Origin of the sequence: Pseudomonas sp. NBRC 111133, from assembly GCF_001320605.1 — a bacterium.
In the GTDB taxonomy this organism is placed as follows: domain Bacteria; phylum Pseudomonadota; class Gammaproteobacteria; order Pseudomonadales; family Pseudomonadaceae; genus Aquipseudomonas; species Aquipseudomonas monteilii.
The window spans coordinates 1-21,871 of sequence record NZ_BCBJ01000081.1 but is presented as its reverse complement, the minus strand read 5'-3'; the positions used below and the strand labels follow the sequence as shown (position 1 = coordinate 21,871).

Below are 21,871 nucleotides of genomic sequence, written 5' to 3'. Positions count from 1 at the left end.
CTCAGCGCTCCTGCCCGGCACGGGTGGCGGCCTGCTCGGCTGCACGCCCGCGGGGGCCATGAAAGTATTCTTGAATCCAGGCGTCGTTGGTCTGCTCGACTTCAGCCAGCGGGCCGGCCACCAAAACCTTCTTTTGTGACAGCACCGCGATGCGGTCGGTGATGGTGTACAGGGTGTCGAGGTCGTGCGTGATGAGGAACACCGACAGGCCAAGGGCATCGCGCAGGGTAAGGATCAGCTGGTCGAACGCGGCAGCGCCGATCGGGTCCAGGCCTGCGGTGGGTTCATCGAGGAACAGGATGTCAGGGTCCAGTGCCAGGGCTCGGGCCAGCGCGGCACGTTTGATCATGCCCCCCGATAACGAAGACGGGTACTTGTCGGCGGCGGATATCGGCAGCCCGGCCAGGGCCAGCTTCACGCCGGCCAGGTGTTCGGCGTCGGCGCGGGACAGCCCGGCGTGCTCGATCAGCGGCAAGGCCACGTTCTCGGTAACGGTCAGCGAAGAGAACAGCGCGCCCTTCTGGAACAACACGCCAAAGCGCCGCTCGACCAGAGAGCGTTCCTCTTCACGCAGGCCGGCGAGGTCCTGGCCAAACACCTTGATCTGCCCTTCATTGGGCCGGCGCAGGCCAATGATGCTGCGCAGCAGCACCGACTTGCCACTGCCCGAACCGCCTACCACGGCGAGGATTTCGCCGCGGTACAGGTCCAGGTCGAGGTTTTCATGCACCCCCTGGCGGCCGAAGCGGTTGCAGATGCCGCGCGCCTCGATAACGGTTTCCTGGCCACTCACCAGCCCATCTCCATGAAGAACAGGGCAGCCACCGCGTCCAGCACGATGACCACGAAAATCGACTGCACCACTGCCGATGTTGTATGCGCGCCTACCGACTCGGCGCTGCCACTGACCTTGAAGCCTTCCAGGCAGCCGATGGCCGCAATAAGGAAGGCGAAGAACGGCGCCTTGGCCAGGCCCACCAGGAAGTGCTGCACGCCGATGTCGCTTTGCAGCAGTGACAGGAACATGGCCGGTGAGATATCCAGCGTCAGGGCGCATACCACTGCGCCACCGACAATGCCGCAAATCATCGCGACGAAGGTGAGCAGTGGCAGTGAGATCAGCAGTGCAAGTACCCTTGGAACCACCAGCAGTTCCATCGGGTTCAGGCCCAGGGTGCGGATGGCGTCGATTTCCTCGTTGGCCTTCATCGAGCCGATCTGCGCGGTGAACGCGCTGGCGGTGCGGCCGGCCATGAGGATGGCGGTGAGCAGCACGGCGAACTCGCGCAGGAACGAGAATGCCACCAGGTCGACCGTGAAGACCGTTGCACCGAAGTCGGCCAGCACCGTGGCGCCGAGAAAGGCCACCACCGCCCCCACCAGGAAGGTCAGCAAGGCGACGATAGGAGCCGCGTCCAGGCCGGTCTGCTCGATGTGGGCCACAACCGGGGTAATGCGCCAGCGGTGTGGTTGCAGGGCACGACGCAGCAAGGTTTCGAGGATTACGCCGACAAAGCCCAGCAATTGCATGCTGTCCTGCCACAACGTGCCGACGGCGCAGCCGATGCGTTCCAGCAGCAACATCAGCACATTGCGCTCGGGTTCCTTGACCGGGATGCAGTAGTCCTGCACCGAGCAGTAAACGTTCTTGAGCAGCGCACGGCTGGCTTCGGGCAGGTCTTGGGTGCAGTGGGACAGGCGCTCGGAACCCAGCAGTTCGGCCAGCAACGAGGCGCCCGCAGTGTCCAGGCGGCCCAGCTGGCTGAGGTCGGCGACGGTGTCGGCAGGGTATTGCGCGCGCAGTTGCTCGCTCTCGCGCCTGAGGCTGGCGTAGTGCGCCAGGGTCCAGTCACCGGTTATGCGCAGGCAGGGCGGTTGGCTGCTGGCGTCCAGGGTGGCGCTGGGGGGGGTCATAGGCTCCATGCAATTGACTCGGCGCTAAGGCTTAGGGGCTGATCATAGCGCAGCAGGCATGGGCTGTTTGGTGATTATGTGCTGTCTGTTGGGTTTGGAGGCCGCAAAGCGGCCCCCTTTCAATCACTGTGCCGGTGCGTCATCGACCACCTTGAAGCGCAGCACGCCAATCACCTGGCCATCCTCGGTCAGCACCCGCACCTGCCATTTGCCCACCGGGTTTGGCGGGAAGTTCTGCTTGTGGGTCCAGGCTCGGTAGCCTTCCTTGCGTCCGCCGTGGATGTCCAGGGCAATGCGGTCGACCTCTTTGCCATCTTTTTGCCACACGTGGTAAATCCGCTCGTTCAGGCCGCGTGGTGCGTTGATGGCGGTGTAGGCGTACAGGCCGCTGTTGCGAATGCGGCTGGCAGCAATTTCGTCCAGCGAGTCGCCCGGTTGGCGATTCAGCACTCCGGTGCTCACCGCCACTTCGGTCATCCACAGGGTGGCCGGCGGTACCCAGGAACGCAGCAGCCAGCCCCCGGCACCCACGGACAGGGTAACCAGCACCAGGGCGATGCCACGCCGCCAGGTGTTGATCGGGAAGCTGCTGGCCAGGCTGGGGAACGACAGGGCCATGGCGGCGATCAGCGCCAGCTTGAAGCTTTGCGCGGTGGTCAGGTGCAGGATGATCGGCAGCGCGGTCAGCAGGGCGGCAAACAATGTCAGGGTATGCAGCGCCAGGAACAGCCAGCGCCGAGGCGCCAGCCACTTGTAGTACAGCGGGTCGGTGATCGAAATCAGGCCTGCGGCGCCGAGCAAACCGGTAAACACCAGCTGGCCGCTGTTCCAGGTGGTGGTGATGAAGAAGAACGGCAGCACGAAGAACAGCGTTTCCTGGTGGATCATCTGCGTCGCGTAGCGCAGCAGCGGCTGCGGGATTTCGCGATTGAAGGTGCGGGCGAAGAGGCCGGTCAGGGTGTTCTCCAGCATCAGCCAGACCCAGCTGACCAGCATGAGCACAGCTACCCAGCTGGCCAGGCCGGCCTGGCGGTCGACCAGGATGAAACTGCCGATACCAGAGAGGAAACCACAGAGCGCGATGATGCCGGGGTAGCGTTTGAGCAGTTCGATGATGCGTTGGACGATATGGGGGATTTGGGGCATTGGGTCTGCAACAGGAGAGGATTAGGTGGCTGTGCCGGCCTCTTCGCGGGTAAACCCGCTCCCACAGAGTCTCCACAGGTTTTGAGGTTGTGGTGATCCTGTGGGAGCGGGTTTACCCGCGAAAGGGCCGGTACTGGCAAAAGGATACCGCCGATTCACCGCTGTCGTGTAGCACCACTGGGCCGTTCAGGGCCATGCCGTCGCCAACGCAGCAGACCCGCCGCCAGGACCAGGCCCATCAGCAAGGCGGCCAGCCCGTACAGCTCGTCATAGCCGAGCAATGGCTTCTCGATACGCAAGTAACCCTCTTCCTTCAGCAACGCCTTCAGCGCCTCATTGGCCTGCTCCAGGCTAACCTGCCGCAACTTGCGCACCGGGTTGGCAAAGCGCCCGTCGGTGTAGTCGTTCAGTGCCCCCCAGTAGTAGTCGGCCAAGGCGCTGTTGCCCTGGGTGCTCCAGCTTTCCTTGGCAACGCTGGCGTCCTTGACGCGGGCGAAGGTGTCCGGGTCGAGGCCTTCCTTGCGCAGGTGCTCGAACAATGCCTGCATCACCTTCACCGCCTTGTCGATGTCATCGCGTTCCAGGTCGGCATTGAGGCTGAGCAGGCCGGTATCGCCAAAGCTTTCACGCTGCACCGATGGCCCGTAGGACAGCCCGTTGCGCAGGCGTAGCTGGTCGTACAGCGCCCAGTCCATGTAACGTGACAGCAGGTCGAGCGTGGCCTGGTGGTCGTTGTCAAGCACCGGCTCGATGAACAGCCAATGCAGCTTGACGCTATCGCCCAACCAGCCCCGGGTCAGGTCGCGGCGCTGCTCGGCCTGATGGGTGATGCTTTCCAGGTTGCGGCGTTCCTCCGGCTCGGTGGCTGGCAGTTCGCCAAAGGTGCGTTCCAGGTAGGCTGGCAGCAAGCGATCGAGGCCGCCGACCATGATCAGGGTCATGTTGTTGGCGGCGTACCAGCGGTCACGCAAGGCTTGTACCTGCTCCAGGGTCATGTCGTCGATATTGGAGCGCTCGGGGCATTTCAGGCCCAGCTCGGTCGCCAGCTGGTCACTGGCAGGGTGGCCGATATCCTGGCGGTCGAGCCAGCGCTGCAGGTGCCCATAGTGGCCGCCATCCTCGCGCTCGATGATGCGCTTGGCGGTGGCCAGGGCTTTGGCATCGATACGGGTGTCGCGGATTACCGCCAGCAGCAGGTCGAGCACTTTGCGCTGGTTGCGTGCGGGGGCTTCGATGACAAACGTGGTGTCGGCGCTGCTGGTGTAGGCATTCCACTCGCCGCCGAGCGATTGCAGGCGCTCTTCCAGGCCGCCCTCGCCGGTTTCGTCGATGCCGCTGAACAGCAGGTGCTCAAGCAGATGCGGCAGCTCTTTCTGTTCGCAATCGAAGTCGTCCAGGCCCACCCCGACCACCAGGCGAATCGCCACATGGTCGCGTTCGTAGCCGTTTTTCAGAATGACCTGCAGGCCGTTGGGCAGCAGGTAGCCCTCAACCCGCGAGCGGTCGAGGGCCAATGAGGGCAGGCTGCAGATCAGCAGGCAAACGAACATCAGGCAACGCATGGGCGAGCTTCGGTCCTCAGGTAGGCATTCACGGCAGACGGGCTTCGTCCGGCACGCTGTCGAGCATCAGCCCGCCGGTGTCGGAGCCGCCCAGTACCACATAGGCACTGCTGCAGAACAAAGAGTTCAACCGCTTCATGTCGGCGATCAGCTCCAAGTGTAGCGAACTGGTTTCGATGCTTTGCACCACCTTACGCTGCAAGCGGCTGACGTGGGCATGCGCCAGGCGCCGTTCCTGGGCGCGAAAACGGCGTTTTTCCTTGAGTAGCAAACGGGCGCTTTCCGGGTCGGCGCTAAGGAATACCGACAGGCCAAGGCGCAGGTTGGCTAACAATTGCTCTTGCAGCCCGGTCAGTTCTTCCAGCCCCACCTGGGAAAACTCCCGGCGCTGGCTGGTTTTCTGCTGCTGGACCTTGCGCAACATGCGCTCGATGAGGTCGCAGGCGAGCTTGAGGTTGATGGCCAGCTCGATGATCTCGGCCCAGCGACGGTTGTCCTGCTCGCTGAGGTCTTCGCGCGACATCTGCGCAAGGTAGAGCTTGATGGCGCTATAAAGGGCCTCGGCATCTTCACCCAGGGCGCGAACCTGCTGTGGCAAGGCGGTCTGGGTGCCGCGCAGGGCACCCAGCATGGCTTCAAGCAGGCTGTCGACGATATCGCCCAGGCGCAGGGTTTCGCGGGCAGCGTTGGCAAGCGCCAGGCTGGGTGTTTCCAGCGCCGAGGCGTCGAGGTGGCGCGGGCGGATCTGGCCGTTGCCGTTTTCCCGCTCGGGCAGCAGGCTGTTGCACAGCCGGCCCATCAGTTTGACCGTGGGCAGCATGAGCAGGCAGCGCAGGGTGTTGTAGAGCAGATGGAAGCCGATGACCAGCTCTTGCGGGCTGAAGCTGAGCGAGTCCATCCACTCCACCAAGGGGTGCAGCACAGGGATGATCAGCAGCAGGCCGATCAGCTTGTAGAGCAAGCTGCCCAACGCCACGCGGCGCCCGGCAGCGTTCTGCATGCTGGTGCTGATAAAGGCCAGTAACCCGCTACCGATGTTGGCACCGACCACCAGGCCGATGGCCACTGGCAGGCTGATGACCTCGGCACCGGCCAATGTTGCGGTAAGCAGCACGGCGGCGAGGCTGGAATAGGAAATCATGGCGAACATGGCGCCGACCAGGGCGTCGAGCATGATGTCGCCGGTCAGCGAAGCAAACAGCACTTTAACGCCTTGGGCGTGAGTGATTGGCGCAGCTGCCTGCACGATCAGCTCCAGTGCCAGGATGATCAGGCCAAGCCCAATACCGACACGGCCCAGCTGGCCAGCCCGTGTCTGCTTGCGCGAGAGGAAGAAGATCACACCCAGGAATATCAGCAAGGGTGATAGCCAGGACAGGTCGAAAGTGAGTACCCGGGCCATCAGCGCGGTACCCACATCGGCACCCAGCATGATCGCCAGGGCCGGGGTCATGGCCATCAGGCCCTGGCCGACGAAGGACGTGACCAACATGGCCGTGGCGTTACTGCTCTGCACCATGGCCGTGACCAGTATGCCGGCAATGAACGCCAGCGGGCGCTTGTCCATGTTCTGGCTGATGATGCGCCGCAGGTTTGAGCCGAACACGCGCAGAATGCCAGTACGTACGATGTGGGTGCCCCAGACCAGAAGCGTCACGGCCGAGAGTAGGTTGAGCAGGGTCAGCATGGCGAAAGCCCCCTGTTGCACTGGCCCAGTGGGCCAAGAAAAGAAACGTGAGCGTTTGAAGAATTTTCGGTGCTCACTCAAAGCTTTAGTTGTTTTGCGCAGCTGTCGCCAGCTTCGCATGGCTGTCATGTGTTTGAAACCGATCAGACATGAAAAAGGGCCCTGCGAAGGGCCCTTTGTGTTTTGCGCTTCCTGGTCTTATTGACCCGGAATGTCCTTGCGCAGTTTCACCGGGTCATGCTCTTTGCCTTCCTTGCGGGCCAGGGCGGTGCGCATGCGGATGTTGATGGCCTCCACCGCCAGCGAGAAGGCCATGGCGAAGTAGACGTAGCCCTTTGGCACATGCACGTCGAATGCTTCGGCGATCAGCACGGTACCGACCACGATCAGGAATGACAGCGCGAGCATCTTCAGCGACGGGTGCTTGTCGATGAAATCGCTGATGGCGCCGGCGCACAACATCATCACCAGCACGGCAACGACGATGGCGGCAATCATCACCGGTACGTGGGAAACCATACCCACCGCAGTAATGACCGAGTCCAGCGAGAACACGATGTCGATGATGGCGATCTGGATGATGGTGTAGAAGAATTTGCCGCCCGCACCTTTCGGCTCCTCGGCGTTTTCGTCCTCGCCTTCCAGGCCGTGGTAGATCTCTTGCGAGCTTTTCCACAGCAGGAACAGGCCACCGAAGAACAGGATCAGGTCACGTCCGGAGATGCCTTGGCCGAATACCACGAACAGGTCGGCGGTAAGGCGCATGACCCAGGTAATCGATAGCAGCAGCATGATACGGGTGACCATGGCCAGGGCCAGGCCGAAGATCCGGGTGCGCGGCTGCATGTGCTTGGGCATGCGGCTGACCAGAATCGAGATCATGATGATGTTGTCGATACCGAGGACGATCTCAAGCGCGGTAAGGGTGAAAAAGGCAACCCAGATTTCCGGGCTGGTCAGCCATTCCATGTGTTTTCCTTCGAACGATAAAGGCGACGCGCCCCTGTCGAGGCGCGTCGCGTCAGACTAATACGTGTTTATTAAAGACTACTGAACAGCGGGAAAATGCCCATCAGCAGCGCGGCGAACATTATGCACAGGCATACCAGCACTGCCCACTTGAGCGTGAAGCGCTGATGATCGCCAAACTCGATGCCGGCCAGGGCCACCAGCAGGTAGGTCGACGGCACCAAGGGGCTAAGCAGGTGTACCGGTTGCCCGACGATCGATGCACGTGCCATTTCCACCGGGGTGATGCCGTAGTGGCTGGCGGCTTCGGCCAGTACCGGCAGCACGCCATAGTAGAACGCGTCGTTGGACATGAAGAAGGTGAACGGCATGCTCACGATCGCGGTGATCACCGCCAAGTAAGGGCCCAGTGCTTCCGGGATGACGGCCAGCAGGCTCTTGGACATGGCATCCACCATGCCGGTACCCGACAGGATGCCAGTAAAGATACCGGCGGCGAAGATCAGCCCGGTCACGGCCAGCACGCTGCCAGCGTGGGCGGCGATGCGATCCTTTTGCTGCTGCAGGCACGGGTAGTTGACGATCATCGCGATGCTGAAGGCAATCATGAACAGCACGGGCAGCGGCAGCACACCGGCAATCAGTGCGACCATCAGGGCAGCAGTCAGGGCACCGTTGAAGTACAGCAGCTTGGGCCGGCGCGCGTCAGGGTACTGCGAAACGGTGATTTCGCTGTGGTCGATGTCGTCAGTTGGCAGGTGCAGTTCACCCAGGCGGGCACGTTCACGTTTACCGTACATGTAGGCGATGGCCAGAATTGCCAGCACGCCGAACAGCATGGCCGGGATCATCGGTACGAAAATGTCCGACGGGTCTACGTGCAGGGCACTGGCGGCGCGGGCGGTCGGGCCACCCCACGGGGTCATGTTCATCACCCCACCGGCCAGGATGATCAGGCCGGCCATGATCCGCGGGCTCATACCCAGGCGGCTGTACATCGGCAGCATGGCGGCGCAGCAGATCATGTAGGTGGTGGCGCCATCACCGTCGAGCGAGACCACCAGGGCCAGCACGGCGGTACCGACAGAAACTTTGAGCGGGTCGCCCTTGACCAGTTTGAGGATCTTGCGTACGGCCGGGTCGAACAGGCCGGAGTCGATCATCAAGGCGAAATAGAGGATGGCGAACATCAGCATCACACCGGTTGGCGCGAGCTTGCTGATGCCCTCTAGCATCATGGGGCCGATCTTGGCGGAGAAACCGCCGAACAGGGCGAACAGGATCGGTACCAGAATCAGCGCGATCAAGGCCGACAGGCGCTTGGTCATGATCAGGTACATGAAGGTGATGACCATGGCAAAGCCGAGGAAGGTCAGCATGGCAATACTCCAGGCGTGGCGCGGCGAAAGGAATGTCGATTCGGGCGGATCAGCGCGTCGGGCGCTGCGCAGGGAGCATGCGGAGGGGAGCTACAGAAAGGCGGGCACAGGAATACATCAGAATCACCATTGTTGTTGTTGATTGGGCCGGGCTCGGCAATTACCGGGTGCCCTGGCTGACCGGTCTTGTGCCGGTAGTGGGGGCTATCCTATGAGCGCAAGCTTTCAGCCAGCTTTCGCCGAAGCAAAGGCGACGAGAGGTAGGTGATGCAGTATGTAACCGAAGGGGGCTGCCATTGTGGCGCCTTGCGTTACCGGCTGGTGGGTGACCTGACAGACATCGCCCACTGCCATTGTTCGATTTGCCGGCGGGTAAGCGGAGGGTTGGTAGTGACCTGGCTCACCCTGCCCCGCTCCGGGTTTCAGTGGTTGGCGGGTGAGCCGAGCTGCTATGTGGCGCCGGCCAGTTGCAGCCGGTACTTCTGTGGGCAGTGCGGGGCGCATGTGGCGCTGATGACTACCCATAGCCCGGAAACGGTCGATGTGACGGTGGCGACGCTGGATCACCCGGAGCGGGTCAGGGCCAACCGGCATATCTGGGTGGGTAGCCGGTTGCCTTGGTTGCATCTGGATGAGGATTTGCCTTCGGAGGCAGAGGAAAATCTCTAGGCCTTGTGTAGCCTGTGCGGGCCTCTTCGCGGGCTTGCCCGCGAAGAGGCCCGTAGAGACAACACTTACAACTGCAGGCCACCCGCAGCCTTGTGCAGTGCCCGCAAATGTTCGCCAATCTGCTTCACGTTGGCTTCGACAGCCGCAATTTCCTTGGCTCGCGACGGCTCCAGCAGCGCCCTCACCTCTTTGTCCAGGCTGGTGCTCAAACGCAACAACTGTGCCTGGCGTTCGCTGCTCACCTGCTCAAGGTGCTTGCGCTCCTCGGGCTGCGGCAGCCCGTAGCCCTTGGCATCGAGCAGTTCTGCCGGGCGGCTGAGAAAGCCGCTGTTGGCGAGCATCTGCTTGAGGGTCGCATCGGCCTTGCTGACGCTGCCATCTTTCAAGGCAGCGGCATTCAGGTAGCGCTGCTTGACCTCGTCCTGGGCCAGCAGCAGTTGCCGGCGCAAGCTGGCCTGTTCGAGCAGCAGTAACGCGGCGCTGGTGCGCAGGTCGGCTTTGGCAAACCATGGGCGGCGCTGCTCGGCATCCAGTGCCAGCCAGTCTTCGACCAGGGCCTGCTTGATCGGCAGCTGTTTGCGCAGCACCTCGAACATGGCCTGGTAGCGGTCGCGATAGGAATCGAACCGGTAGCCCAGGCGCAGCGCCTCACGCGGGTCATCCAGCACGCTGGTGTCTGCCAATCCCCTGCCCTTGAGCACCGCCAGCAAGCCGTTGGGCATGATGCTGTCGAGGTCGTTGAGGCGTGGGTTGGCGGTACCGCTGCGCAGCAATTTCAAAGACTCCACGGCACAGTTGTTGGACAGGAACCAGTAGTTGCCGTCATAGCTCCAGTGCATTTCGGCGGCCTGGCGTACCAGCTCCTCGATTTCGTTGCGGCTGAGCTTCAACGGTACTGAGGCAAGGCTGCGCAACTCGGTCTTGGTGTATTCGTCGATTACCTGGCCCAGCGGCAACACGAATAGCCGCGAGGGGTAGTTGCCGACCAGGCCGTCCCAGCTGGACAGCTGTACATCGTTGACGAAGGCGCGGTACGACAGCACCAGGCTCTGGTCGAGGTCCAGGCGGCAGTCCGGCCCGCGCGGGCGGCCCGGCTTGCAGATCACCAGGCGCAGCATGCTGTGGCCCCAGCGGCTGACCAGGTTCTGGTTGGCTTCAGCCAGCAGGTAGTCCACTTCATAGACCCGCTCAGGGTCGATTTCACCCAGCGGCTGGCGGGCAAAGTCGCTGCCGGCATTGATGAACGGCAGGCCCTTGGCGCAGGTGTCCTGTTGCGGTGCCCAGCCGAAGTGCTCGCGCAGGTACTGGTTCAGCGCCGGGCGGCGGCAACCGTAGCTCGGGTCGAGGAGGAAGTACTCCATGTTGACCGCGATAAACTCCTTGGGGCTGCTCAGCTCATAACTGTCTGGGCTGCGCACGAACTGACCATTGTGCTGCTCGCGCTCGCCACGACGGCCTACGTACTGTTGCCAACCCGCCAGGTCGAGCAAGCGCGGGTCGTCGCTAAGGGTGAAGCGGCGCTCGGCCTGGCCCCGGCACGCTTCGGGCAGGCCGATTTTGCCCAGCGTGCCTTGCTGGCGCTTGCAGCGGGCAATCAGCGAATGCTCGGCAGTGGGCCACAGGCGGGCACGGTCGTAGATATGGGTAAGCTCGTGCAGCACGGTGGCCAGCAATTCTTCGCGCGCTGTGCCATGGGGGCGGTGGGTGCGTTCGGTAGCAGCACTGCCGTCGGTGAGTCCGGGCAGCAGGCGTCGATTGAGCTCAAGGGTGGACACCAGCGATGCCTGGCCGTAGGCATCCGCCGGCATGCTGTCGCTCCAGCTGACCCGCACGCGGCGGTCCAGCTGCTGCTTGAATCGGGGAGGCAGCTTGCCCAAGGCCTCATCGAGCAGGGCCTGGGTGGCTTGGGTTTGCTGCGGGTCCAGGCCGGTTGCCTGCAGCTGAAGCTGCAGGTCGGCCAATACGGGCGTGCCGGGCAGCGTCAGGGCGCAGCCGAGCAGCCAGGCACGCACGCGTTTCACAGTGCGAGGATGGCTTCGGCCAGTACCTGGTCGCTGGCGCCACGCGCTTCTGGCACGCGCTCGCGCAAGGTGTTGAAGGCCGCCTCAAGCTGGGCGCCGCGAATGTCACCGTTGCTGGCGACGAAGCTGGCAGCGTCGTCATGGGCTTCGCGCACCACTTTGGAGTCGCGAATCGAGGTGGTGGTGTCCGAGGTGAAGTCGATCGAGCGGCCAAAGGCACGCACGATGATATTGCTGGTGGCCACCAGGGTCTGTGCCTGGGCCAGGTCGGCCAGCAGCAGCATGCCGAGGGTAGCGGCAATCAGCGGTTTACGCATGGAGCATCTCCGAAAAATACAGGGAGTCAGATGTAGTTATTGGACGAGAATTGCCTGCGCCAGTTCCAGATCGCCGACGGCGTGCCGTGCACAATTGTGGCGTAATGATTCCAGCGCAGCTTCCAGCCGCACACCGCGGATCTGGCCGTCGCTGGCCACGAAGGCCGCTGCATCGTCGCGCGCCTGGCGGACCAGTTTGCGATCGAAGGGTGCAGTGGTGACCTGGCTGGTGACATAGCCGGTAATGACCAGGCTTTGCGTGGTGGTATCCATGGCATGGGCGCTGGCCATGCCTGCAACGGAAAACAGCAGCGGCAACAGATAACGCATGGGCTCTACAACAGCTGGAAAGATGGGGCGCAAAGGCTGGATGACTGTGCTGGTAGTGACCAGCACAGCCAGAGGGCTCAGCTGGCGTCAGAGAGCCAGGATGGCCTGGGCCAGTTGGGCATCGCTGGCCTGCAACGCGGGTGCTTGCGAGCGGATGTGCAAGAAGGCGCTTTCCAGTTTGGCACCGCGGATGTCGCCATGGCTGCCAACAAAGGCAGCGGCATCGTCGCGGGCGGCCTTGACGATCTTGTCGTCTTTGAACGAGGAGGAAATATCGGAAGTTGCATCGGTGGACGCGGCTACCGCGCCAACGACGGCGTCGGTGGTGACAACGAAGCTGGTGGCGTTTGCGGTGCCGGCCAGGCTCAGCATCAGGGCGGCGCCAATCAGGTATTTACGGGACATGATCGTGGACTCCTGGACTAGGGTCGGGTGGTTCTGCTTATCGGACGCTCGCACAGCTCGTCACGGTACTTTAACAGTGGGTTCTACCAGACTGTGAAGCCAAGCGTATCACGCGCCGGTGTTTCCGGATGTTAATGAAAAGCGCGCCAACAAACTGTACCTATATGTTTTTTGGATTATCAAAACTGTACCTGTTCGTTTGAGAGAAGCTCTAGCATGCGGCCTGGATGCAAAAAACCCGTTGCAGTTACCTGCAACGGGTTTTGGGAATTCGCGGTGCCGGCCGAAGCCGGCAAGCCGGTGCTTAGCGCCAGAAAGGCTTGCTCAGCTCTTCGTAACGTTGCGACTCGCTGATACCAGCGTCGGCCAGCAGACGGGCGTCCAGGCGAGCCAGTTGACGGCGGCTAGCCATACGGCGCTGCCACAGCAGCAGGGTAGACAGTGCGCGCAGCGGCAGCGAGGCGTTGGATTGCTGGGCGTTGCTTTCAAAAACCAGACCGGAACTGAGGGTACGTTCCATGATGCTTCATCCTTCCGCTTATGGCGGGATTAGGTAGTGATTTAACTGATGCCAATGATCCTCCTCTGTCGTCCATAACAGTAGATACAGTTCAGTTGAAAGACGATGGCTCAGTTAACTGTGTAACCCTACTGTTGCACCCGAAACAAGCGCAACTGTACTGGTCTGCACGGTATTGGTGCATTTTTGGCTGACAGGATGATTTCACGAGGAAGGGACTGGCAGAAATACCAGTACAGTAGAACAGTTTTTAATGATGATTGTGAGAGTGTTGCGGCAGCGGGCTTGCCCGCGAATCAGGCGACAAGCAGGATGGCATCGGCTGTTCCGGTATTCGCGGCTAGAGCCGCTCCTACAGGGAGCGTGACCGGAACAGCACACGCTGTTCCGGATCACGAATTGATCAGCTCGCCAGCATGCGCCCGGTTTCTTCCAGGTTTTCGTGCCAGCTCAGCGCTTCACGCAAAATGTGCGGGGTATGGCCGCCACGCTGGCAGGCACGATCGAAGTAATCGTTCAGCGCAGCGCGGTAGTCTGGGTGCACACAGTTGTCGATGATCGCCCGTGCCCGCTCACGTGGTGCCAATCCACGCAGGTCGGCCAGGCCCTGCTCGGTGACCAGGATGTCCACGTCGTGCTCGGTGTGGTCGACATGGCTGACCATCGGCACCACGCTGGAAATCGCGCCGCCTTTGGCAATCGACTTGGTGACGAACACAGCCAGGTGGGCGTTACGGGCGAAGTCACCCGAGCCACCAATCCCGTTCATCATTTTGGTGCCGCACACGTGGGTGGAGTTGACGTTGCCGTAGATATCGAACTCCAGTGCGGTGTTGATACCGATGATGCCCAAGCGACGCACCACTTCCGGGTGGTTGGAGATTTCTTGCGGGCGCAGCACCAGCTTGTCCTTGTAGCGCTCCAGGTTGCCGAATACGTCGGCATTACGGCGAGTGGACAAGGTGATCGAGCTGCCCGAAGCGAAGCTCAGTTTGCCGGCATCGATCAGGTCGAAGGTGGAGTCCTGCAGTACTTCGGAGTACATGGTCAGGTCTTCGAACGGCGATTCGATCAGGCCGCACATTACGGCGTTGGCAATGCTGCCGATACCGGCCTGCAGCGGGCCGAGCTTGTTGGTCATGCGGCCAGCTTCAACTTCTTTTTTGAGGAAGTTGATCAGGTGGTCGGCAATGCCCTGGGTTTCGTCATCCGGCGGCAGCACGGTGGATGGGGAGTCCGGCTGGTCGCTGATGACGATGCCGACGATCTTGGCCGGGTCGATCGGGATGGCGGTGCTGCCGATACGGTCGTCGACCTTGACCAGCGGGATTGGCGTGCGGGTCGGGCGGTAGGTCGGGATATAGATGTCGTGCAGGCCTTCCAGGTTGGGGTTGTGCGAGAGGTTGATCTCGACAATCACCTGCTTGGCGAAGATCGCGAAGCTGGCCGAGTTGCCTACCGATGTGGTTGGCACGATGTGGCCTTGCTCGGTAATGGCCACGGCTTCGATGACGGCGATGTCCGGCAGTTTCAGCTGCTGGTTGCGCAGTTGCTCGACGGTTTCCGACAGGTGCTGGTCGATGAACATCACCTGGCCGTCGTTGATGGCCTTGCGCAGGGTGCTGTCGACCTGGAATGGCATGCGGCGAGCCAGCACGCCGGCCTCGGTCAGTTGCTTGTCCAGGTCGTTGCCCAGGCTGGCGCCGGTCATCAGGCTGATTTTCAGTGGCGACTGCTTGGCACGTTCGGCCAGTGCATGCGGTACGGCTTTGGCTTCGCCGGCGCGGGTGAAACCGCTCATGCCGACGGTCATGCCGTCCTCGATCAGACCAGCGGCATCAGCCGCACTCATTACCTTGCTGTGCAGGGAGGACAAGCGGATACGATCACGGTACATGGATTGTTATCTCGGGCTACTGAAACTACTGCAGCGCAGTCTAGAGATTTCGCCCATTGCCGTCCCACGACCATGGTCGTATGAGAAGGCTTGAAGTAGAGCCGTTGATCCGGATCAATAAAAGAAAAGCCCCGGCAGATTCTGACCGGGGCTTCCTTTATATCAGCTGGTTTTCAGCCGTGGGTATCAGTCCACCGCCTTGACCATGTCTTCGATCACTTTCTTGGCGTCACCGAACACCATCATGGTCTTGTCCAGGTAGAACAGTTCGTTGTCCAGGCCGGCGTAGCCGCTGGCCATGGAGCGTTTGTTGACGATGATGGTCTTGGCCTTGAAGGCTTCGAGGATCGGCATGCCGGCAATGGGCGATTTCGGATCGTTCTTCGCCGCCGGGTTGACCACGTCGTTGGCACCCAGCACCAACACCACGTCGGCCTGACCGAACTCGGCGTTGATGTCTTCCATTTCGAACACTTGGTCGTAAGGTACTTCGGCCTCGGCCAGCAGTACGTTCATGTGCCCGGGCATGCGGCCTGCCACTGGGTGGATCGCGTACTTCACGGTTACACCGTTGTGGGTCAGCTTTTCGGTCAGCTCCTTCAGCGCGTGCTGGGCACGGGCCACCGCCAGGCCGTAACCCGGCACGATGATCACGCTGTCGGCGTTGCTGAGCAGGAAAGTGGCGTCGTCGGCCGAGCCGGACTTCACCGGGCGCTGCTCTTTGGAGCCTTGCGCCGCACCCGTATCGGTGTCCCCGCCGAAGCCGCCAAGGATGACGTTGAAGAACGAACGGTTCATCGCCTTGCACATGATGTACGAAAGGATGGCACCGGACGAACCGACCAGCGAACCTGCAATGATCAGCATCGAGTTGTTCAGCGAGAAACCGATGCCGGCCGCAGCCCAGCCCGAGTAGCTGTTGAGCATCGACACCACCACCGGCATGTCGGCTCCACCGATCGGAATAATGATCAGCACACCCATGATGAAGGCCAGAACCAGCATCAGGGTGAAGGCACTGTAGTGGCCGGTGAAGGTGAACAGCAGGCCCAGGGCAATGGTGGTCAGGCCGAGGATCAGGTTCAGCTTATGCTGGCCGGCGAACTGTACCGGTGCGCCCTGGAACAGGCGGAACTTGTACTTGCCCGACAGTTTGCCAAAGGCGATTACCGAACCGGAGAAGGTAATGGCACCGATTGCAGCACCCAGGAACAGCTCCAGGCGGTTGCCGGTAGGGATAGGGTCGCTGATGGCGGCAACGATGCCCATCGACTGCGGCTCCAACACGGCGGCGATGGCAATGAACACCGCAGCCAGGCCGATCATGCTGTGCATGAAGGCGACCAGCTCCGGCATCTTGGTCATTTCGACGCGCTTGGCCATGATCGAACCGGCGGTACCACCAACCAGCAGGCCGACGATTACGTAGCCGATGCCGGCAGTAGCAAGCTCTGCCCCCAGCTTATAGACAAGGCCGACGGTTGTGAGGATGGCGATCCCCATGCCGATCATGCCGAACAGGTTGCCGCGCCGCGAAGTGGTCGGGTGCGACAGGCCCTTGAGCGCCTGGATGAAGCAGATCGACGCAACCAGGTACAGAAGTGTTACCAGATTCATGCTCATGCTTACTTCTGCCCCTCGTTCTTGGCTTTCTTCTTGAACATCTCAAGCATGCGGCGGGTGACCAGGAAGCCACCGAACACGTTGACCGCAGCCAGGGCCACGGCCAGGGTGCCCATCAGCTTGCCTGCCGGGGTAACGGTCAGGGCCGCGGCCAGCATGGCGCCGACGATAACGATTGCCGAGATGGCGTTGGTGACCGCCATTAATGGGGTGTGCAGTGCCGGGGTGACGTTCCAGACCACGTGGTAGCCCACATAGATGGCCAGCACGAAGATGATCAGGTTGTAGATGCCGTGGGAAATCAGCATATCTTCCATTGTCGTGCTCCTTAGCCGTTCTTGCGGACGACCTGGCCATCGCGGCACATGAGGCAGGCCGCGACGATGTCGTCTTCGAGGTTGATGACCAGTGCGCCGTCCTTGTCGAACAGCAGCTTCATGAAGTCCAGCAGGTTGCGTGCATACAGCGCCGAGGCATCGGCACCCACCTGGGCTGGCAGGTTGGTCGGGCCGACAATGGTCACGCCGTTTTCCTGCACCACTTGGTCAGCAACCGTCAGCGGACAGTTGCCGCCCTGGGCAGCAGCGAGGTCGATGACCACCGAGCCGGGCTTCATCTGCGCGACGGTTTCGGCGCTGAGCAAGGTCGGCGCCTTGCGGCCGGGGATTAGTGCGGTGGTGATGACGATATCCGCCTGCTTCGCGCGCTCATGCACGGCCTGGGCCTGGCGTTGCATCCAGCTGGCCGGCATCGGGCGGGCGTAACCACCCACCCCTTCGGCGCATTCGCGCTCCTCATCGGTCTCGTAGGGCACGTCGATGAACTTGGCGCCCAGCGACTCGATCTGCTCTTTCACCGCCGGGCGTACGTCGGACGCTTCGATCACTGCGCCCAGGCGCTTGGCCGTGGCAATGGCCTGCAGGCCGGCAACGCCCGCACCCAGAATCAACACGCGCGCGGCCTTAACGGTACCGGCAGCGGTCATCAGCATGGGCATGAAGCGCGGGTAGTGATGGGCCGCCAGTAACACAGCCTTGTAACCGGCGATGTTGGCTTGCGACGACAGCACGTCCAGGCTTTGCGCCCGCGATGTACGCGGTGCGGCTTCCAGGGCGAAGGCGGTAATGCCGCGTTCGGCCATTTTGCCGATGAGTTCGCTGTTGAAGGGGTTGAGCATGCCCACCAGAAGGCTGCCACTGTTGATCAGGGCCAGTTCCTGGTCGTTGGGGGCGACCACTTTGAGTACCAATTGGGCGCCGTAGGCGTCGGCGGCATTCCCCATGGAAGCACCCACGGCCTCATAGGCACTGTCCGGAATGGCGGCGTTAAGCCCTGCCCCCCGTTGGACGGTGACCTGATGGCCCTGGCCAATCAGTTTCTTGATGGTTTCCGGGGTCGCAGCGACCCTTGTCTCACCGGTCTGCGTCTCGAGAGGAACACCTATGTGCACGACTTTTCTCCTGCGGTGACCTTTTGTCTTTGTAAAAGCCAGCACACTTCGGATGGTGCGCTGGGGCGGCTGTGGAGCGCCGATCCGCCAGTTCCCGGGCGGGCGAAGCATTTTGCAGACGAACCAAGGGGCCTTCAACCGGTTCTGGAGCGAAACGAAGTTAAAACTACAAGTCACCCTGTGACCGCTTGTCGCAGTAATAAGGCTGTAGCCCGTCAAACATGGGCTATTGGCAGATTAGGAGAAAAAAACAAAAATTTTTCGGTCATTTCGCTTACGGCACGGTAAGTGTCGCAAAATAACCCGCAAGCCCGCGTGCTTAGCAGGGTTAAAGGGTATTTTCTGGCTTGCATAACAGTTTACGCATATGCGACAAATACATACATCTGTAGGTGTTTAAAATAATTGACTACAGGGTCAACTTGTCGCATTGCTCATTTTCTTGCGGTGTAGGCGTGGGCCTGGCTTACCAGCCAGTCCCGGAAGGCGCGTAGTGATGCCGACTCCACCTTGCGCTCAGGAATCATCAGATAGTAGGCCTTGTCGCTATCGAGGGCATGCCTGTTAGCGACCACCAGCCTACCCTCCTCCAGTTCGCGCTGGATCAGGAACGGCGGAATCAGCGCGATCCCCATTTCATGGATGGCCGCCTGGGCGAGCATCGAGAATAGTTCATAACGCGGGCCTGTCATGTCGCGCTCCACATTCATCCCCAAGCTGCCGAACCATTGCCGCCAGGCATAGGGGCGCGTGCTTTGCTGCAACAGGGGTAGTTGGGCGACGCGCTGTGCTTCAAGCATGCCCTGCCCGGCCAGCAATGCCGGGCTGCAGACGGGGACCGGGTTTTCCCCCATCAGCCGGTGAGACTGGGTGCCGGACCAGTCGGCATCACCGAAATAGATCGCGGCATCGAACGAAGTGTCGGCGAACAGGAATGGCCGGGTTCGGTTGGTGAGGTTGACCGTGACCTCCGGTTGGCGTTGCTGGAAGTCCTTGAGGCGCGGAAGCAGCCATTGAGTGCCGAATGTAGGCACCACCGCCAGTTCGATTACGCTGGCCCCCTGCTGGCCCATCACAGACAAGGTATCGCGCTCCACGGCGTCCAGTTGGGCGGCAACCTGACGGCTGTAGGAAAGGCCGGCTTCGGTCAGCTTCACGCCGCGGCGCGAGCGGCGGAACAGTTCCACATTGAGAAAGGCCTCCAGGCCGCCAACTTGGCGACAAACGGCGCCCTGGGTCAGGGCCAGTTCCTGGGCGGCCTTGGTAAAGCTCTCGTTGCGTGCTGCCGCCTCGAAGCAAACCAGGGCAGCGGTACTGGGGATCTTGCGGCGCATGTACGTCAACCTCACTTGTAAGGCTGTCAATATGGCGTTTTGCCGATTTACGAAGTGACAAACTATCACTAATTGGTGCGCAATCCTCGTTTGTCCCGGCGGCCGATCAGGCCTAGGCTCAAAGGCACAAGAAACTGCCCCCTATTTCGAGGATTTCGCTCATGGCCGGTAAAGCAAGCTTCAACTGGATCGACCCGCTGCTGCTGGATCAGCAGCTCACTGAAGAAGAGCGCATGGTGCGTGACAGCGCTTATCAGTTCGCCCAGGACAAGCTGGCCCCTCGTGTACTTGAAGCGTTCCGCCACGAGCAGACTGACCCGGCGATCTTCCGCGAGATGGGTGAAGTCGGCCTGCTGGGGGCCACCATCCCGGAGCAGTATGGTGGCAGCGGCCTGAACTACGTGTGCTATGGCCTGATTGCGCGTGAAGTGGAGCGTATCGACTCGGGCTACCGCTCGATGATGAGTGTGCAGTCGTCGCTGGTCATGGTCCCGATCAATGAGTTCGGTACCGAAGCACAAAAGCAGAAATACCTGCCCAAGCTGGCCAGTGGTGAGTGGATCGGTTGTTTCGGCCTGACTGAGCCTAACCACGGCTCTGACCCAGGGTCGATGATTACCCGCGCCAGGAAGGTCGATGGCGGCTATCGGCTGACCGGCAGCAAGATGTGGATCACCAACAGCCCGATCGCTGATGTGTTTGTGGTCTGGGCCAAGGACGATGCCGGTGATATCCGCGGCTTTGTGCTGGAAAAGGGCTGGGAAGGCCTGAGTGCGCCGGCTATCCATGGCAAGGTTGGCCTGCGCGCCTCGATCACCGGTGAAATCGTCATGGACAATGTGTTCGTGCCCGAAGAGAACATCTTCCCGGATGTGCGCGGCCTCAAAGGTCCGTTCACCTGCCTGAACTCAGCCCGTTATGGCATCTCCTGGGGGGCGCTGGGTGCTGCGGAAGCCTGCTGGCACACTGCGCGTCAGTACACGCTGGATCGCCAGCAATTCGGTCGCCCGCTGGCTGCCAATCAGCTGATCCAGAAGAAGCTGGCCGACATGCAGACCGAAATCACCCTGGCACTGCAGGGCTGCCTGCGCTTGGGGCGCATGAAGGACGAAGGGACGGCTGCGGTGGAGATCACTTCGATCATGAAGCGCAACTCCTGCGGCAAGGCGCTGGATATTGCCCGCATGGCGCGTGACATGCTGGGTGGTAATGGCATCTCCGACGAGTTCGGCGTGGCCCGTCATTTGGTCAACCTGGAGGTGGTCAACACCTACGAAGGCACGCACGATGTGCATGCATTGATCCTGGGGCGTGCGCAAACCGGTATCCAGGCCTTCTATTAATAAGGAGCCAGCCCATGGGCGCGCTATCACATCTGCGGGTGCTGGACCTTTCGCGCGTGTTGGCCGGCCCTTGGTCTGGCCAGATTCTCGCTGACCTGGGCGCTGACGTGATCAAGGTCGAGCGTCCAGGCAGTGGTGACGATACGCGCGCGTGGGGCCCGCCCTTCCTGAGGGATGCTGCGGGTGACAATACCAGCGAGGCGGCTTATTACCTGTCGGCTAACCGCAACAAGCGCTCGGTGACCATCGACTTCACCCAGCCTGAGGGGCAGCGCCTGGTGCGTGAGCTGGCAGCCAAGTCCGATATCGTCATCGAGAACTTCAAGGTGGGCGGTCTGGCTGCTTATGGTTTGGACTACCAGAGCCTGAAGGCGGTTAATCCACAGCTTATCTATTGCTCCATCACGGGGTTTGGCCAGACCGGGCCCTACGCCAAGCGTGCGGGTTACGATTTCATGATCCAGGGGCTGGGCGGGCTGATGAGCCTGACCGGTCGCCCGGAGGGCGAGGAAGGTGCAGGGCCGGTCAAGGTGGGTGTGGCGCTTACCGACATCCTTACCGGGCTGTATTCCACGGTGGCGATGCTCGCTGCCCTCGCCCACCGGGATCAGGCCGGGGTGGGGCAGCATGTCGACATGGCGCTGCTCGATGTACAGGTGGCCTGCCTGGCGAACCAGGCCATGAATTACCTGACGACGGGTAACTCGCCTCGCCGCTTGGGCAATGCGCATCCTAATATCGTGCCTTACCAGGATTTCCCAACGGCGGATGGCGACTTCATTCTTACCGTGGGCAACGATGGCCAGTTTCGCAAGTTTGCAGAGGTGGCTGGGCAGCCGCAATGGGCGGACGATCCACGCTTCGTGACCAACAAGCAGCGGGTGGCCAACCGGGCTGAGCTGATTCCACTGATCCGCCAGGCCACGGTATTCAAGACAACAGCCGAATGGGTTAGCCAGTTGGAGGCTGCCGGCGTGCCGTGCGGGCCTATCAATGATCTGGCGCAGATGTTCCAGGATCCCCAGGTGCTGGCGCGGGGGCTTGCGGTGAGCATTGCGCATCCGCTGGCGGGTAGCGTGCCGCAGGTGGCCAGCCCTATAAGGTTGTCGGAGACGCCAGTGGAGTATCGACGGGCTCCTCCGCTGCTGGGTGAGCACACTGAGGTGGTGCTTGAGGAGGTATTGGGGCTGGAAGCGGGTGAGGTGCAACGTTTGCGCGATGCAGGCGTGCTCTAGAGGCGCGTGATGCTATTGAAAAGCGGGGTGGCCGCCAGGCCGCCCCGCTTTGCTTTTCAGCGATGTTAAG

Annotated in this window: 20 protein-coding genes; 3 read left to right on the top strand and 17 right to left on the bottom strand. The window is 61.5% G+C overall.

From position 1 onward, the window contains the following. Nucleotide 1: 1 nt before the first annotated feature. From APH36_RS18910 to APH36_RS18880, 7 genes are all read right to left on the bottom strand, one after another. Nucleotides 2–793: an ABC transporter ATP-binding protein gene (locus tag APH36_RS18910; RefSeq protein WP_060499810.1), complete on the bottom strand. Its 792-nt coding sequence runs from the start codon at nt 791–793 to the stop codon at nt 2–4. Further along, nucleotides 790–1,923 (bottom strand): ABC transporter permease, encoded by a 1,134-nt coding sequence (locus tag APH36_RS18905; protein WP_060499809.1) that lies wholly within the window; start codon nt 1,921–1,923, stop codon nt 790–792. The genes APH36_RS18910 and APH36_RS18905 overlap by 4 nt, the downstream gene beginning before the upstream one ends. 114 nt (nt 1,924–2,037) lie before the next feature. After that, entirely contained in the window at nt 2,038–3,060 is a 1,023-nt protein-coding gene (locus tag APH36_RS18900; RefSeq protein WP_060499808.1) for a DUF5924 family protein, read from the bottom strand. A gap of 155 nt (nt 3,061–3,215) precedes the next feature. Beyond that, a complete protein-coding gene (locus tag APH36_RS18895) occupies nt 3,216–4,622 on the bottom strand; it encodes a pitrilysin family protein (RefSeq protein ID WP_060499807.1) in 1,407 nt (468 codons plus the stop codon). A 28-nt stretch (nt 4,623–4,650) separates the two neighbouring features. Beyond that, on the bottom strand, nt 4,651–6,309 hold the full coding sequence (locus APH36_RS18890) for a Na/Pi cotransporter family protein (protein ID WP_060499806.1): 1,659 nt from the start codon (nt 6,307–6,309) through the stop codon (nt 4,651–4,653). 198 nt (nt 6,310–6,507) lie between these two features. Further along, nucleotides 6,508–7,278 carry a TerC family protein gene (locus tag APH36_RS18885; RefSeq protein ID WP_060499805.1) on the bottom strand — a complete coding sequence of 257 codons (771 nt, stop codon included), beginning with the start codon at nt 7,276–7,278 and terminating at the stop codon, nt 6,508–6,510. A 71-nt stretch (nt 7,279–7,349) separates the two neighbouring features. Continuing rightward, entirely contained in the window at nt 7,350–8,657 is a 1,308-nt protein-coding gene (locus APH36_RS18880) for a CitMHS family transporter (RefSeq protein ID WP_016712867.1), read from the bottom strand. 267 nt (nt 8,658–8,924) lie between these two features. Between APH36_RS18880 and APH36_RS18875 the strand changes: the two genes are divergently transcribed. Then, the gene (locus APH36_RS18875; RefSeq protein WP_060499804.1) at nt 8,925–9,326 is read left to right on the top strand and encodes a GFA family protein; all 402 of its coding nucleotides are present in this window, start codon (nt 8,925–8,927) and stop codon (nt 9,324–9,326) included. Nucleotides 9,327–9,391: 65 nt separating this feature from the next. Here the strand turns inward: APH36_RS18875 and APH36_RS18870 are convergent, their stop codons facing one another. From APH36_RS18870 to APH36_RS18825, 10 genes are all read right to left on the bottom strand, one after another. Beyond that, entirely contained in the window at nt 9,392–11,347 is a 1,956-nt protein-coding gene (locus tag APH36_RS18870) for a DUF4105 domain-containing protein (RefSeq protein ID WP_060499803.1), read from the bottom strand. Next, the gene (locus APH36_RS18865) at nt 11,344–11,664 is read right to left on the bottom strand and encodes a DUF2388 domain-containing protein (protein WP_012316830.1); all 321 of its coding nucleotides are present in this window, start codon (nt 11,662–11,664) and stop codon (nt 11,344–11,346) included. The genes APH36_RS18870 and APH36_RS18865 overlap by 4 nt, the downstream gene beginning before the upstream one ends. 36 nt (nt 11,665–11,700) lie before the next feature. Beyond that, a complete protein-coding gene (locus tag APH36_RS18860) occupies nt 11,701–11,994 on the bottom strand; it encodes a DUF2388 domain-containing protein (protein WP_016712870.1) in 294 nt (97 codons plus the stop codon). Nucleotides 11,995–12,081: 87 nt separating this feature from the next. After that, entirely contained in the window at nt 12,082–12,399 is a 318-nt protein-coding gene (locus APH36_RS18855) for a DUF2388 domain-containing protein (RefSeq protein ID WP_060499802.1), read from the bottom strand. Nucleotides 12,400–12,703: 304 nt separating this feature from the next. Next, entirely contained in the window at nt 12,704–12,919 is a 216-nt protein-coding gene (locus APH36_RS18850; RefSeq protein WP_003256968.1) for a DUF1127 domain-containing protein, read from the bottom strand. A 403-nt stretch (nt 12,920–13,322) separates the two neighbouring features. Continuing rightward, the gene (locus tag APH36_RS18845) at nt 13,323–14,816 is read right to left on the bottom strand and encodes an acetyl-CoA hydrolase/transferase family protein (RefSeq protein ID WP_016712872.1); all 1,494 of its coding nucleotides are present in this window, start codon (nt 14,814–14,816) and stop codon (nt 13,323–13,325) included. Between the two features lie 186 nt (nt 14,817–15,002). Further along, the gene (locus tag APH36_RS18840) at nt 15,003–16,439 is read right to left on the bottom strand and encodes an NAD(P)(+) transhydrogenase (Re/Si-specific) subunit beta (protein WP_060499801.1); all 1,437 of its coding nucleotides are present in this window, start codon (nt 16,437–16,439) and stop codon (nt 15,003–15,005) included. Nucleotides 16,440–16,441: 2 nt separating this feature from the next. Further along, entirely contained in the window at nt 16,442–16,756 is a 315-nt protein-coding gene (locus APH36_RS18835) for an NAD(P) transhydrogenase subunit alpha (RefSeq protein WP_016484308.1), read from the bottom strand. 11 nt (nt 16,757–16,767) lie between these two features. Beyond that, nucleotides 16,768–17,889: a Re/Si-specific NAD(P)(+) transhydrogenase subunit alpha gene (locus APH36_RS18830; RefSeq protein WP_028699520.1), complete on the bottom strand. Its 1,122-nt coding sequence runs from the start codon at nt 17,887–17,889 to the stop codon at nt 16,768–16,770. Between the two features lie 434 nt (nt 17,890–18,323). Further along, the gene (locus APH36_RS18825) at nt 18,324–19,223 is read right to left on the bottom strand and encodes a LysR family transcriptional regulator (protein ID WP_060499800.1); all 900 of its coding nucleotides are present in this window, start codon (nt 19,221–19,223) and stop codon (nt 18,324–18,326) included. Nucleotides 19,224–19,384: 161 nt separating this feature from the next. Here APH36_RS18825 and APH36_RS18820 point away from each other — a divergent pair, with 161 nt between their 5' ends. Further along, nucleotides 19,385–20,566, top strand: coding sequence for an acyl-CoA dehydrogenase (locus tag APH36_RS18820; protein WP_016712875.1), 1,182 nt, complete (start codon nt 19,385–19,387; stop codon nt 20,564–20,566). 14 nt (nt 20,567–20,580) lie between these two features. After that, on the top strand, nt 20,581–21,801 hold the full coding sequence (locus tag APH36_RS18815; RefSeq protein ID WP_060499799.1) for a CaiB/BaiF CoA-transferase family protein: 1,221 nt from the start codon (nt 20,581–20,583) through the stop codon (nt 21,799–21,801). The last annotated feature ends 70 nt before the right edge of the window (nt 21,802–21,871 follow it).